The 13,415-nt window shown below is 57.6% G+C and carries 10 protein-coding genes and 1 tRNA gene; 4 read left to right on the plus strand and 7 right to left on the minus strand.

The window, feature by feature from the left end; all coding sequences use genetic code 11:
• Nucleotides 1–66: 66 nt before the first annotated feature.
• From pknB to A5774_RS08410, 7 genes are read right to left on the minus strand one after another with little or no spacing between them, the layout of a single operon-like run.
• Nucleotides 67–2,130 carry a Stk1 family PASTA domain-containing Ser/Thr kinase gene (gene pknB, locus A5774_RS08380; RefSeq protein ID WP_064834337.1) on the minus strand — a complete coding sequence of 688 codons (2,064 nt, stop codon included), beginning with the start codon at nt 2,128–2,130 and terminating at the stop codon, nt 67–69.
• 2 nt (nt 2,131–2,132) lie between these two features.
• A complete protein-coding gene (locus A5774_RS08385) occupies nt 2,133–3,953 on the minus strand; it encodes a serine/threonine-protein kinase (RefSeq protein ID WP_021352474.1) in 1,821 nt (606 codons plus the stop codon).
• A 3-nt stretch (nt 3,954–3,956) separates the two neighbouring features.
• A complete protein-coding gene (locus A5774_RS08390) occupies nt 3,957–5,384 on the minus strand; it encodes a penicillin-binding transpeptidase domain-containing protein (RefSeq protein WP_023018617.1) in 1,428 nt (475 codons plus the stop codon).
• Nucleotides 5,381–6,889 carry an FtsW/RodA/SpoVE family cell cycle protein gene (locus A5774_RS08395; RefSeq protein WP_082936172.1) on the minus strand — a complete coding sequence of 503 codons (1,509 nt, stop codon included), beginning with the start codon at nt 6,887–6,889 and terminating at the stop codon, nt 5,381–5,383. The genes A5774_RS08390 and A5774_RS08395 overlap by 4 nt, the downstream gene beginning before the upstream one ends.
• Nucleotides 6,890–8,485: a PP2C family serine/threonine-protein phosphatase gene (locus tag A5774_RS08400; protein WP_064834339.1), complete on the minus strand. Its 1,596-nt coding sequence runs from the start codon at nt 8,483–8,485 to the stop codon at nt 6,890–6,892.
• Complete coding sequence (locus A5774_RS08405; RefSeq protein ID WP_023018614.1) at nt 8,486–8,953, minus strand: FHA domain-containing protein; 468 nt, start codon at nt 8,951–8,953, stop codon at nt 8,486–8,488. It abuts the gene before it with no gap.
• Between the two features lie 29 nt (nt 8,954–8,982).
• Nucleotides 8,983–9,888 (minus strand): DUF3662 and FHA domain-containing protein, encoded by a 906-nt coding sequence (locus tag A5774_RS08410; protein ID WP_023018613.1) that lies wholly within the window; start codon nt 9,886–9,888, stop codon nt 8,983–8,985.
• A 305-nt stretch (nt 9,889–10,193) separates the two neighbouring features.
• Here A5774_RS08410 and A5774_RS08415 point away from each other — a divergent pair.
• The 4 genes from A5774_RS08415 to A5774_RS08430 all read left to right on the plus strand — a co-directional run bounded on the left by A5774_RS08415 (nt 10,194) and on the right by A5774_RS08430 (nt 13,410).
• Nucleotides 10,194–10,278 (plus strand) — tRNA-Leu (locus tag A5774_RS08415).
• Between the two features lie 306 nt (nt 10,279–10,584).
• Entirely contained in the window at nt 10,585–11,268 is a 684-nt protein-coding gene (locus A5774_RS08420; RefSeq protein WP_064834341.1) for a heme oxygenase (biliverdin-producing), read from the plus strand.
• A gap of 1 nt (nt 11,269) precedes the next feature.
• A complete protein-coding gene (locus tag A5774_RS08425; RefSeq protein WP_064834343.1) occupies nt 11,270–12,361 on the plus strand; it encodes a hemin ABC transporter substrate-binding protein in 1,092 nt (363 codons plus the stop codon).
• A gap of 2 nt (nt 12,362–12,363) precedes the next feature.
• Nucleotides 12,364–13,410, plus strand: coding sequence for an iron ABC transporter permease (locus tag A5774_RS08430; protein WP_064834345.1), 1,047 nt, complete (start codon nt 12,364–12,366; stop codon nt 13,408–13,410).
• Nucleotides 13,411–13,415: the final 5 nt, after the last annotated feature.

A 13,415-nucleotide genomic window follows, 5' to 3' on the forward strand; every position in this document is an offset into this window, starting at 1 on the left:
TTAGTTTAACAGCGCCGCCTCCTAATAAGCAGGACGACGACGCTGTAGGGGGCGTGCAGTTTTCCGTTACGGCACCAGGGCGCGCAGATTGAATTCGTAGAAGCGGACGTTAATTTCCTGGTCCTTGCGAATCGTCTCGCCTGGCGACGGGCTAGTAACTGCAATCAAGCCTTGGTCGGTGACCACGGCAGTGTCGACTGGTTCACCGGTAAGTAACTTCGACTCACTTGCTTCCCAGCCTGCATCACGCAGGGCGTTTAATGCTTGGCTGCGGTTTTTCCGCGTGATATCCGGCATAGTCGTCAACAAGCCATTGGATACTTCGACGCGCACATCGGAACCCTCTGGGCGCATCTGGCCAGCACCATCCACACTGAGCACGCGATCGGCTGGCTCAAGTGAATCCACAAACTGTGGTTTTGGCACGAAGCCCAAAGATTCCAGTGTCTCGCGAGCTTGACTCCATTTCATGCCAGTTAAGCTTGGCACTCGCACGTCGACGATCTCCGGGCCCCGGGAAATGGTTACTCGCACCCTGGAACCTTTCGGCAAATTAGCGCCAGCTGCTGGTTCATGGCGGGTGATCCGGCCCTGCTCGATGGAATCTGAAAACTCCTCGTCAACCTCCGGCTCTAGTTCTAGACCAACTTCGGCCAGTGCGGCTGATGCTTCCTGTGGGGTCATATTCACCAGACGCGGAACCTGGGTGTCTTCTTTACCCGTCGACACCGTCACGGTCACCGTGGTGTTGCGTTGCAATTGCGAACCCACACTCGGATTGGTGCGCACGACGTGGTGTTCTGGAACCTCTGGATCTGGCGCGTCGACGATTTCTGGGCGCAGGCCAACCTCTTCAAGCTTCGCGATGGCCTCGTTGCGTTCCAATCCAATGATATTCGGCACTGACACGGTCTCGGATTGCGCGAGGTTATTCGACTGTCTGCGCGAGTCCCGGTCGTTGAGCACACTCCAGGCATAGCCAGCGCCAATCACCAGCAGCGCAATCACAATAAACGCGACTAACCAGCGTAAATGGCTTGACGGTTTCGCCGTTGTCGCCGTTGGAGGTGCCGTGTGCGCGCCCGGGGCATTGGCTGGTAGTGCTCGCGCTGCTCCGGCGGCCGTACCAGCTGCACTAGCTGGACCTGGCGCACCGGCCATCGCGGTTTCTGGGTACGCCTGCTGCGGTTGTGCAGCATGAGTTTCTGGATAACCGACGGTTTGGGTTGGGAATTGCTCCTGCGACGGTGCCACATGCGCGCGGGCCGCCTGAGTCACGGAGCCACGGGACAAAAGCTCGAGATCCTGGCCCATCTCGGCGGCAGATTGATAGCGATCGCCTGGGTGCTTCGCCATGGAGGTCATCACCACGGCATCGACGTTTAGTAACGCGGTTGGGGCCAAGTCTATCTCTGGCATGCGTTCCGACGGCGGGGTGACGTCTTCTTGCACGTGTTGGTAGGCCACGGCAAACGGAGTTTCGCCCTGGAACGGGGTGCCGCCGGTGATTGCCTCGTACAGCACGCAACCCAGCGCGTATACATCTGAGCGCGCATCCGCATTCTTGCCACGAGCCTGCTCCGGCGAAAGGTATTGCGCGGTACCGATGACTGCGGATGTCTGCGTCATTGCCGACGTGGAATCATCCAAGGCACGGGCGATGCCGAAATCCATCACCTTCACCATTCCGGTGTTGGTGAGCATAATATTTGCTGGTTTAATATCGCGGTGGATGATGCCAGCGTCATGACTGGCTTGCAATGCAGAGCACACCGGCTGCAGAATCTCGGCGGCCTCTTGCGGGCTCATTGGCCCGTCATTGCGCAGCAGATCCCGTAGCGTATTACCGTGGATGCGCTCCATCACGATGTATGGAATGCCGATACCGTCGATGGTTTCTTCGCCGGTGTCATAGACTGCCACGATATTCGGGTGGTTCAGCTTCGACGAGTTGCGTGCTTCCCGGCGGAAACGTTCGCGGAAGTTCATATCCCGCGCCATCTCGGAACGCAGCATCTTGACTGCGACGTCGCGTCCCAACAAAGTATCCTGCGCCGCGTATACATCAGACATGCCACCGCTGCCGATGATCTCGCCTAGTTCATAGCGCTGCGCCAAGCTGTAATTCATTGTTATTCCGTCTCCTGCTCAGCCGCGCCCAGTGGGCGGGATCCACCAGATTGCTGGTTGCCAGCTGCGGCGCCGACGTTGCCAGCGTTCCCAGTATTGCCAGCGTTGCCTGGGTTCCTGTTTCCAGACTGGCCCTGGTTAGCACCGTGCCCGACACCAGCGCCGGCACCGTGCCCGGACTGGCCGGACTGGCCAGAATGGGACTGGCCTGACTGTCCCGACTGTCCCGACTGTCCGGTTTGGCCGCCGCGTTGGCCGATACCAGAGGTGGCGTCGGTAGCGTTTTCATTGGCATCATTTCCAGCGTCGCCGCCGGTTTGTCCGCCTTGCTGGCCTTGGCCACCGGGCTGTTGATTTGGCGCCTGTGGTGCGTTACCGCCGTTACTAGTGCCAGCGCCATTGCCGGAACCGCCAGTACTACCGGAACCTTGCCCGGCACCCGTACCACCAGAACCACCAGCGCCGCCGGAACCACCCGAGCCCTGGCCGCCACCAGAACCACCAGAACCACCCTGGTTTGCCGGGGGATTAACCCATTCAGTCACGATGACCGGCTCGGTCTCACTCGGTTGCGTTGATGATGCTGGGCTGCGGTCCAAGATGCCGTCGAGAGCGTTGCTGTAAGTTGCCATGAACCACAGGGCAAGAGCGGCAATACCAGCGATCACGACGGCAACGAACATGCCACAGCCAAAACCAGCTCCGGCACTCGAATTTTTCTTTTGGTGCACGGGCTGTATTACCGGAGCCACTGCGGCTTGGCCAGCACCGGTATAAGGGTGCCCCACTGCAGGTTGTTGCACCTGCGCTACGTGGCCAGCTGGAGCAGGCACAGGCTGCGGGGTACGCGGACGCGCAGTTGATGGGCTGGCGGTGCGCGCGTTCGTTACCCGGCTCAGTTGTTGCGTCGAAGCCGAAGGGGCCGGTTCTTGCGCGACCGTCGCCAAGGCGGCCGATTTTGGTGCCGGTGGGCGTTGCCCCAAGCGCACCTTGGATGCGGCTACCGCGAATTCGTTGCCGTCAGCAAAACGGGTATAGGCATCTTTGCGCAGCGCAATACCAATCAATTCGCGCGCCGGGGCACTGACTTGCGTCGACAAGGCTTCTGGTGCTTGGTTGATGTGCGCCAGTGCTACCGAAACGGAAGAATCTCCGTGGAATGGGCGCTTTCCGGCTAACATCTCGTAGCCCACAACACCCAGGGAATACACATCCGATGCTGGGGTGACGGAATGGCCTTGCGCCTGTTCGGGGGAAACATACTGCGCGGTACCCACCACCATGCCGGTGCGGGTTAGCGGCACGGCCTCGGCGGCTTTCGCGATACCAAAATCGGCGATCTTCACCCGGCCGTTTTGTGTAATGAGGAGGTTGCCCGGTTTGATATCGCGGTGCACCAAACCCATGCGGTGGATAATGGACAGGCCGTGTGCGGCTTGTTCCAGCACGTCGAGCGCGAGTGATTCATCCAGGTTGCCTTCGCGTTGCAAAAGATCGGCTAGCGATTCACCGCGAACGTATTCCATGACGATGAAGCAGAACGTGTGGCCATTATCTTCTGTGACTTCACCATAGTCGTAGGTGGCGACCACATTGTCGGATTCAATGCAACGCGCGGCATCGGCCTCGTTGCGGAAGCGATCCAAAAACTCGTTGTTGTCGGAAAACTCTGGGCGCAGAATCTTGATCGCCACTTCGCGGTCGTTCGCGTGGTCGTCGGCAAGCCATACCGTGGACATGCCGCCGTGGCCTATGACCCATTGCAGCTCATAGGCATCGCCAACCAGAGTCTGAATGCTTTCGCGGTTGTTCACATCAGCCATAAATTATTGCCCCCTGCCAAAGTCGAGCAGAGCCCGGCCCAGCGGTGCGGCAACAGAGCCACCGGTAGCACCTTCGCCTTGGCCGCCACCGTTCTTGACGACGACAGCCACCGCCAAGTCTGCATCCGGCAGGTATGCCACATACCAGGTGTGCGGGGCGGAGCCTTCTGCGTGTTCTGCGGTACCCGTCTTGGACGCCACATCGGGAGCGGAGGCGCCGAGGGTGTGTTGCTCCGAAGCCAGCATCATTTGTTCGATGGTTGCTGCGGTTTCTTCCGGGATCGCGCGGTTTAGTGAGTGCGGTTTTGTCGTAGTGATATCACGCAGGTTGGAACTGGTGATCTTGTCGACGACGTAAGGCTTCATCCGCTCACCGTTGTTCGCGATGGTTGCTGCCATCACGGCTGCCTGTAATGCGGACATGGTGACATCGCGCTGACCAATCGAGGACTGTCCTAGCGCAGCCGGGTCTGGTAGGTCGCCGAGTGCGCCCGGTGAGGTGGGAATTCCGAGATCGTAGTTTTCGCCCACGCCGAAGGCTTGCGCGGTGTTGCGCAGTGCTTCGTCGCCGATGTCGATACCCATTTCAACGAAGGCTGTGTTGCAGGAGTACTGGAATGCAGTCAGCAAACTCACCGCATCCGAACCGGCACACGCTTGACCGGCGTAGTTCGTCAGCTCTGTGGTTGTATTCGGCAATGTGATTGACGGTGCGCCGGTCAGTGTTGATTCTGGACCGTAACCAGCTTCGATACCCGCAGCGGTGGTGATGATCTTGAAGATGGAACCCGGTGGCAGCGTTTCTTGGGTGGCGTGGTTCAACAGCGGGTTTCCGTCCGTGCTGGTCAACTCTGCCCAGGAATTTTCTGCGCCGTCACCGAGTAACGCGTTTTGGTCGAAGCTTGGGGTGGAAGCCATGGCTTTTACCGCGCCTGTCGACGGCTGAATAGCGACGGAGGCACCTTGGTAGCCCAGTTCGGCCAGCTGCTGGTAAGCAAATTGCTGCATTTCTGGGTTGATGGTCAACTCCAGGTTGGCGCCGTTTGGTTGCTTGCCGGTGATCACATCGCGCCAATTGGTGCTCAGCAAAGAAGGGTCAGTGCCGTTGAGGATCTCATTGTGGGACTGTTCCAACTGCGAAGCGCCGAATTGATCCGACAGATAGCCGACGATATTGCTGAATGCCGGTGGGTTGGTTGGATAGTTACGGGAGTAAGTTTCATCTGCGTTCGGCAACGACTCGGCCAAGACTTGCCCGCCGGCAGAGATTTGGCCGCGTGCGATGGTTTGGGAGTCGTAGAAGCCACGCTGGTTCGCTGGGTGGTTGGCGTACTTGTCTTCCTGGAAGGCCTGCACGATGGTCAGGTTAACCAGCAGGATGATTGTCAGAATGATCGCAAATACGGCGACTAGGCGAATGGAACGGTTCATCGTTTCGCCTCCTGGGAACGCTGGGAACGCTGTGAACTTTGGGAACGCTGCCAACGGCGTGGACGTTGTGAATTCTGTGGATGTTGTGGCTGTGCAGAATATTGAGCGTATTGAGCTTGCTGCATATCGAAGACGCCGGTGTGCTCCATACCAGGCGCCGCATTTGCTGCTGGTTGTGCGTGCCCGCCGTCGGCGTTTGCATTATTTCCGGAGGCTTCGTCTGCTGGACGACGCGCAGAATTAGAGATGCGCAGCAGCAGTGCCAACAGCACGTAGTTAGCCATCAGGGAAGAGCCACCTGCAGACATGAATGGGGTAGTCAGCCCCGTCATCGGTAACAGGGCAGTGATGCCACCGACGACAACAAAGATTTGGATAGCCATCGTCAGCGAAAGCCCAGCGGCCAACAATTTACCGTAGGAGTCACGGACCTTCAGGGAAGTGTTAAACCCGCGCGAGACGAGCAGGGCAAACAGGATAAGTACGCCTGTGAGACCGATCAGGCCGAGTTCTTCACCAATGGCGGCGAGGATGAAGTCTGTCCATACAACGGGAATGATATCCGGGTGTCCTTCGCCCAACCCGGTACCGGTGACTCCGCCCCAGGACATGCCGAACAAGGACTGGGAGAGCTGGAATCCGGTGCCGTCGACGTCGTCCAGCGGGTTTCGGAATGCAGAAAAACGGTCCTGGATCTTTGCCGAAAGGGAGTACACAAAAGCACCGCCCAGGGCGGTGAGGCCCAAACCAATGATCAGCCAAGACCAGCGGCCGGTAGCCATGAACAACATGCCCAACACGGTGCTGAACAACAGGAGAACTGGGCCGAAATCGTTGGAAACCGCCATGATCAAAATCGCGATGGCCCAGACCAGCAAGATTGGGGCGAGGTCGCGTAGACGCGGGAAGGAGATGCCGAAGAAACGGTAACCCGCGACGGTAAACAGGGCCCGTTTTTGCACCAAAAGCTGCGCGAAAAACATCAGCAGCAGAATTTTGGAGAATTCGCCTGGTTGCAGGGTGAAGCTACCGATCTGAATCCAGATGCGGGCATCCGCGTTGATCGAGGTGGGCCATACCAAGGGCAGTGCCAGCAGAACCAAACCTAGTGCCCCCAGCAAATAGGAATAGCGGGTGAGCACTTTGTGGTCGCGCACGATGATCAGCACGGCAATCAGCAGCGCTACGCCGATAACCGACCACATGACCTGCCTGTTTGCCAAGCCCAGATCTTTGGCGGTGTCGATGCGATAAACCATAATCAGACCCAGACCATTGAGCAGGCTGACCACCGGCAACATGATCTGATCTGCGTAGGGCGCCCAGATCGTGAGTGCGATGTGTGCGACGGTAAACACGCCGATGAACGCTCCCACCAGATACAGGAACGTCACCGACAGCGTTGATCCTTGGGACAGCTCAAAGCTCGCCAAGGTCGCGGCGAAGGCAATCGCTGCGACGATGAGCAAACCCAGTTCTGTGCTACGAATGAAAATCCGGGACATTTAGGACACCTCCCTGCAGTTCACGCCGGGGGTGGACAGACCACCGTCATCGGCAGATTCCGCATTTGCGGCGTCTTTGTTTGTGTCTTTGTCTGTGTCTTTATTCGCGCCGCTGTTGCCGCTGTTGTCGTCGTTGTTCTTGCCCTCGCTGTTCTTGCCGTTGTTGTCGGTTTCGGCACGGTTTACGCATACAGGCAAAGCTTTATCGGATAGACGCTGTAGCTGGTCGGTGACCTCCGAATAGGAACCTGAATCCAGGTGCGTGATGGATCCACGCACGGAACCTGGCAGGTCAGTCAGCGAAAATGGGTGGCAATCATTGCTGGGTTTTTCACCCAGGTCGGTCGTGCGAACCTCATCATCTTTGGTGAGACACACCCGCTGGTATGGCTCGTGCAGGTCCTTACCGAACAGCGAATAATCCACCCCGCGTTCGATGATTAGCTCATCGGAATCATTTGTGGCGATGTAATACTTGTCCTGCGAAGATGCATACACCCACCAGCCGCCACCGATCAGGCCGGCGAGCAAGACGAGCACGACGATGGCCAATGTCCAATTGCGTCCGCGTTTGCTGGCATTATCGTGTGCGCTGTTCTCAGCGGCCCCAGCGCTACCGCCAGCCCAAGCTCCGGAACCAGTTCCAGCTCCAGCCACATTCCCAGGTCCAGAACCGTTACCTGCGTTGGCGCCAGTTCCATGGTTGTGCGCACCGGCGGCCTGCGCCTTCGGCTCCACCACCTGTGGGCGGCGGTTCAACGCTGCTGCGCGCCCGGCCGCGGTATTCGGGTGGGCGCGTTCTGCTTCGGGCAATGCCAAAGCGCCGGCGCTCACTGGAGCTGCCGGAATGGTGGTGGATTCGTCGTCACCAGCTAAAACATCAGCTACTACGACGGTGACATTGTCTGGGCCACCAGAACGCAGCGCCAGGTCAATCAGTTTGCTGGCAGCCTGTTCCGGGGTGCCCTCTTTGAGGGTTTGTTCGATGGTATCGGCAGTGACGGGGTCGGAAAGCCCATCCGAGCACAACAGCAGCCGGTCACCAGGTTGGGCGTCGATCATGCGCAGCGTCGGATCTACCGGGCGGCCGGTATAAGCCTTCAGAATCAACGATTTTTGCGGGTGTGTGGATACATCCTCAGGTTTCAAACTGCCGGAATCCACTAGGGACTGCACGTAAGTGTCGTCGATAGTGATTTGTTCCAGCTTGCCCCCACGCAGGCGGTAGCCACGCGAATCACCCACATGGCACATGCCAAACGTGGTGCCATTGAACATCAGGGCGGTGCACGTGGTACCCATGCCCTGAGTTTCGGGCCGCTGTCGCACGGTATCGGCGATGGCGGTATTAGCGTCGTCGGCAGCCGTGCCCAGCAAAGCCAGCATGTCGTTTTCGCCTGGGTCACGGTCCAGGCGCTGCATCGTGGTGACCAGCAGCTGGGAAGCAACCTCACCGGCGGCGTGGCCACCCATGCCGTCGGCAAGCACCAAAAGATTCCGGCCAGCGAAAGCGGAATCTTCGTTGTTAGTACGAACAAGACCGCGGTCCGAGGCCGCGGTGTAGTTAAGTTTCAGTGAATTCTGCGATGGAGACATCTATGGCACCAGCCTCAATAGTGAACGCCCCAGTTTAATCTCAGTTCCCACGGCGATGCGTTCTGGCTGGTCAATACGGGCGCCAGAGACAAAGGTGCCGTTTCGGGAGTCCAAATCCTCGATGAACCATTCGCTGCCACGACGGAAGAGCCGGGCATGACGCGAAGAAGCGTAATCATCACCGACGACGAAATCACAATCTGGTGCCCGGCCGACGGTGAATTCTTCCAGGGAAGAGATCTGCATGTGTGAGCCACGCAGTGGACCTTCGACTACCGTGATTTGGGCGGCTGGCTTGCGCGAACGTGGAACCGGTGCCGCGAAACCGGTGTTGCTTGCGGTTTTCGGGGCGGTGCCTGCCGAAGCAAACTTGGCGTCGCGGCGCATGGCGTTAAGCGCCACCAGAATGAATAGCCACAACAGCACTAACAGGCCGATGCGTAGCCCAAACACGAGGACTGAATCCATGGTGGCCCTTCCTTCGCTAGGAGTCGAGGTTAAGAATTGGGGTAAGTAATGCGGACTTCAATATGAGAGTGTCCCACAGTGATGACGTCTCCGTCAGCTAGAAGCCAATTTTCGATTGGTGTGTCATTCACAGTTGTGCCATTGGTCGACTGTAGATCCACCAGGATTGCGTCGTGGCCATCCCAGCTAATTTCTGCGTGCTGGCGTGACACGCCAGTATCTGGAATGCGCAGGTCGGCATCATTGCTGCGGCCGATGATATTGGAGCCTTCTTCCACCAAGTAGCTGCGCGAAGAACCATCCTGCAGCAACAAAGAAACGCGGGTGGTTTCTTCTTCTGGCTGCCGATCCTGCTGCGCCCGGTTTTGCTTGTCGACGTCTTCACTACGGAACATCGTTGTCGTGGCGTCGTGGCCGGCTGGTTGTCCTGATCCAGCGGAATACGGGGAACTAGTCATGGCAGGGGATTCCTCCTGTCGGCTGCTGGTTTGTTCGCCAGCGCCGTCGTTTTCGGGATTATCGTCATGGGTGATGATGGCGTCGAAGCCGGAATGCTCCACCGGCTGCGCATCAGAGAAAGATGAGACCCGAAGTTGACCTGTGCGTAAGCCGGATTCTTCGGCGATGCGCACGATCACAGGGCCAAAGGTTTCCATTCCTTCGTTGCGTAGGAAACGCGCCAGTTGGTCGGCCAGACTGATGGGCAGCTGCCGATCCCGTGAGAGATTCTCCAGGTCCTTTGATGAGACACCCACTGTATACACATTGGGAACAAAGCCGCGGGCGGTGGCGGAAAGGTTGTCTTGTGCTTCTTGTTTGAGAAGCTCTTCAATCTCTGCCGGGACGACTTTGCCACCGAAGATCAGGGCAATGCCGTTATCGAGGCCGCGCTGCATGGCGCTGTCGAGCTTGGCAAACCGTGACATAAGTGCCATTGCGCGAGCCCTCCTTTCTGAATCTAGCTACTGGGCCTGGGCGTTTTCTCCCAGTCAATCTTGCGGTTGTGCGTGATTGTTGGAAGATATCTGAAAACCAAGTGTGTCCCAGTATAAAGTGTTCTAGGTCAAAAACCGTAAGCCAGTACGGTGTGGTTGGTGGTTTTTTCGAAATTTTGCTGTGCAGAAAAACCGCTCATGAACAGCTAATTTGCTAATTAATGCAAATATCGTGTTATCTTCATTAAGTCGCCAAATCAAGCACTGTGCATCTAGTACTAAGTGTTTGGTCTCATGGACACCCAGCCCGGGTGGCGGAATTGGCAGACGCGCTGGCTTCAGGTGCCAGTGTCCTTATAGGACGTGCGGGTTCAAGTCCCGCCCCGGGCACGATTTCATCCCAGATTATCGAGTTGCACAATGCACGCGATGGTCTGGGTTTTTGCGTTGCGGGGGTGTGTTCTCCGTGGAGTTCGCGGCGGGGCTCGCCGTGGAGTCCGTCGTTAAGTCCTTTGTGTAGTCCGGGGTTGAACCGGGGTTATCCGACTGATCATACTTTTGGTCGAAATCTTGCAATTAGGAGTGCAAATCCTTGTCTAAGCCGTGTGGGCGTGGTTAGGATAGGGCTATCTTAATAAGGTGAGACTCAGACCGCGACGGGCTGGTCGGGGTCTGATGAGAAAGGGACACACCACAATGACTACTGCAACCACTGCGCTTTTTGAACACACCGAACAGCAGCCACTGTCCAAGCAGCTGCGTGAGCACACGATGGCAGCCCATGAAGATGCAGAAACCTCTGACTTCATGGACCGCCTATTGAAAGGCAAACTTAGCCGCGAGGCAGTTGCTGAATATCATGCGCAAATGTGGTTTATTTACGACGCCCTCGAGCATGCGGTCCGCACCGTCGCCTCTAGCCCAATTGGTGCCTGCTATGCCGATCCACGCCTGGAGCGCCGTATGGCATTGGATTCAGATTTGGTCAGCATGGTGGGCCCGCACTGGGGTGAGCAGGTTCGCGTGATGCCGGCTACCGCCGCCTACGTAGAGCGCATCGAAAAGATGGATCTGCCTGGCAACGAAGTCCGCGTTCTGGCGCACCATTATGTGCGTTATTTGGGCGATGTCTCTGGTGGCCAGGTTATTTCGCGTATGCTGCAGCGCCACTATGGCATGGGGGAGCAGGAGCTCAGCTTCTATGATTTCTCTGCCGTCGGTAAGATCAAGCCTTATCGCGATGCCTACCGCGCCACCCTGGATTCTTTGCAGTTGACGGACCAACAGCGTAGAGATCTTTTGGAAGAAGCGGTCGCCGCATTCCGCTGTAACTTTGAATTGTTTGCGGCGCTGTCGCGTCGCTTCCCAGCAGAAAGCTAATATGCCCTGGATAAGGCCCCAAAAACGAGGTTGGATCTTAGCCCCCACCTGCACTGTTTTGTTAGCAGTGACTGGGTTGGGGGTTTCGGCATGTGCATCGTGGGATGAGCCTTCGGCACATCAGAACTTGAAAAAAGACGTCGTTGAGCATGGTGCTGATGCCGATCCGCGCGACTTCCGGGGCGGAAATATTGTTTCTGACCTGGAAGAAGTGGTTCCTGTAACCAACTCACCCGAGCCGCAGCTTCCTGTGAGCCTGACCGATGCGGACGGTTACGATGTCGTCGTGGAGGATGTATCTCGCATTTTGGCGCTCGATTTCTACGGTACTTTCACCAAAACTGTGCGTGGTTTGGGGTTGGCAGATAATCTCGTCGGCCGGACTGTGGCTTCGCAAGAAGAATCGCTGCAGGATTTGCCGGTGGTTACCCATGGTGCGCACGCGTTGAACGCCGAGGCAATTTTGGAGTTGCGCCCGAGCGTCCTGGTGATTAATCACTCCATTGGCCCCAGTGAGGTGATTGACCAGGTGCGGGAAGCCGGGGTTACCACTGTGGTGGTAGAAGATGACCACAGTTTGGAAAAAATGGGTGCGCAGATCCGAAGGCTGGGCGAAGTCTTGGGACTTGCCGACGAAGGTGTCGCGCTCGCCCAGCGTAGTGAGGAAGAACTGGCGGATGCGAAAGCCGCTATCGCGCAGATCGCCCCGGATGAGCCGTTGCGCATCGCCTTTTTATATGCCCGTGGCGCTAATGGCGTGTTTTATATTTTGGGGCGTGATTCCGGGACCAATGATTTGATCGAAGGAATCGGTGGCATCGATGTGGCTACGGCGAATGATATTGGTGCACCGTCGCCGGCCAGCCCAGAGGCACTCGCGGAATTAAACCCGGAGGTCTACATCATGATGTCCGGCAGCCTCGAGTCTGTCGGCGACATTGAGGGACTGCTGGAACGACCCGGCGTGGCGCAAACTATCGCGGGACAAAAACAACGTGTGATTGCGCTTCCCGACGGGCAAGCGTTAGCTTTTGGCCCACAATCGGGCCAGTTGCTCTTGGAGGCTGCGCGAGCGATCTATCATAACGAATAGTTATGGACAGGCAACGCACCCAACAGGTTCTCCGCGCCCGAAATCGCAACCGGGTGCTGTTGTTTATTGTGCTCGTTTTCGCCTTGGTTTCCGGAACTATTGCTTCATTGGTCATCGGACAGTACACAATCCCTATCGGCGAACTGCCACGAATCCTGGCTGTTGGCCCGCTAGGGGTGAGTGCCATGGACGAGTCTGTGATTTGGCAGATCCGGTTGCCGCGCCTGGTACTTGGGCTTTTGGTGGGCGCCGCGCTCGGTGTCGGTGGCGCGTTGATGCAGGCGGTGTTCGCCAACCCCTTGGCAGAACCGTCCGTCATCGGTGTAACAGCAGGAGCTGGGGTAGGGGCTGCGCTCGCGATTGTGCTGGGCATTAGCTGGTTTGGGGCTACGACGGTTCCCGTATTCGCATTCTTGAGCGGGCTGTTAACCACGTGGATGGTGTATCAACTTGCGCGTTTTGCCGGGCGCATCCGGGTGATCAACCTGGTTTTGGTTGGGATTGCGGTCAACGCGGTCGCAGGCGCTCTCATTTCATTTTTTATATTCATTGCCCCGACCAGCTCCCGCGAGCAGGTGGTGTTTTGGCAGATGGGTTCGCTCTCCGGTGCCAAGTGGGCACATATTTCTGTGGTGGCGGTGTTGATTGGTGCGGGTATCGCGGTTGCGCTGCTTCTCGTTGGCAAGCTGGATGTGTTGGCGCTGGGTGATCGTGCAGCTGGTCACGTGGGTATTGATGTCGCGCGGTTGCGGGTGCTGGCGTTGCTCTTAGCCACGCTTCTGACGGCTGGGGCGGTATCGTATGCCGGCCTGATTGGTTTTGTGGGTTTGGTGGTTCCACATATCATTCGCACGGTGGCTGGCCCGTCGAATGTGGTGTTACTGCCAGCTTCTGCCCTCGGTGGAGCGGCGCTGATTGTGCTGGCAGATACCGCCGCGCGCAGCATCATCGATTTTGCCGACCTGCCGATTGGTATTTTTACCGCGCTGGTGGGCGGGCCAACATTTTTCATTCTGTTGCGCGCGATGATGCGCCGGGGCGCGGTATAACGCCG

The sequence above is a fragment of the Corynebacterium sp. EPI-003-04-2554_SCH2473622 genome (assembly GCF_001665955.1).
Lineage (GTDB): Bacteria > Actinomycetota > Actinomycetes > Mycobacteriales > Mycobacteriaceae > Corynebacterium > Corynebacterium pseudodiphtheriticum.

What these genes read in the sequence shown, in the direction of transcription:
- pknB (WP_064834337.1), bottom strand. Translation starts at nt 2,130, where the DNA reads ATGAATTACAGCTTGGCGCAGCGCTATGAACTAGGCGAGATCATCGGC.
- A5774_RS08400 (WP_064834339.1), bottom strand. Translation starts at nt 8,485, where the DNA reads ATGTCTCCATCGCAGAATTCACTGAAACTTAACTACACCGCGGCCTCG.
- A5774_RS08410 (WP_023018613.1), bottom strand. Translation starts at nt 9,888, where the DNA reads ATGGCACTTATGTCACGGTTTGCCAAGCTCGACAGCGCCATGCAGCGC.
- A5774_RS08395 (WP_082936172.1), bottom strand. Translation starts at nt 6,889, where the DNA reads ATGTCCCGGATTTTCATTCGTAGCACAGAACTGGGTTTGCTCATCGTC.
- A5774_RS08420 (WP_064834341.1), top strand. Translation starts at nt 10,585, where the DNA reads ATGACTACTGCAACCACTGCGCTTTTTGAACACACCGAACAGCAGCCA.
- A5774_RS08385 (WP_021352474.1), bottom strand. Translation starts at nt 3,953, where the DNA reads ATGGCTGATGTGAACAACCGCGAAAGCATTCAGACTCTGGTTGGCGAT.
- A5774_RS08390 (WP_023018617.1), bottom strand. Translation starts at nt 5,384, where the DNA reads ATGAACCGTTCCATTCGCCTAGTCGCCGTATTTGCGATCATTCTGACA.
- A5774_RS08405 (WP_023018614.1), bottom strand. Translation starts at nt 8,953, where the DNA reads ATGGATTCAGTCCTCGTGTTTGGGCTACGCATCGGCCTGTTAGTGCTG.
- A5774_RS08425 (WP_064834343.1), top strand. Translation starts at nt 11,270, where the DNA reads ATGCCCTGGATAAGGCCCCAAAAACGAGGTTGGATCTTAGCCCCCACC.
- A5774_RS08430 (WP_064834345.1), top strand. Translation starts at nt 12,364, where the DNA reads ATGGACAGGCAACGCACCCAACAGGTTCTCCGCGCCCGAAATCGCAAC.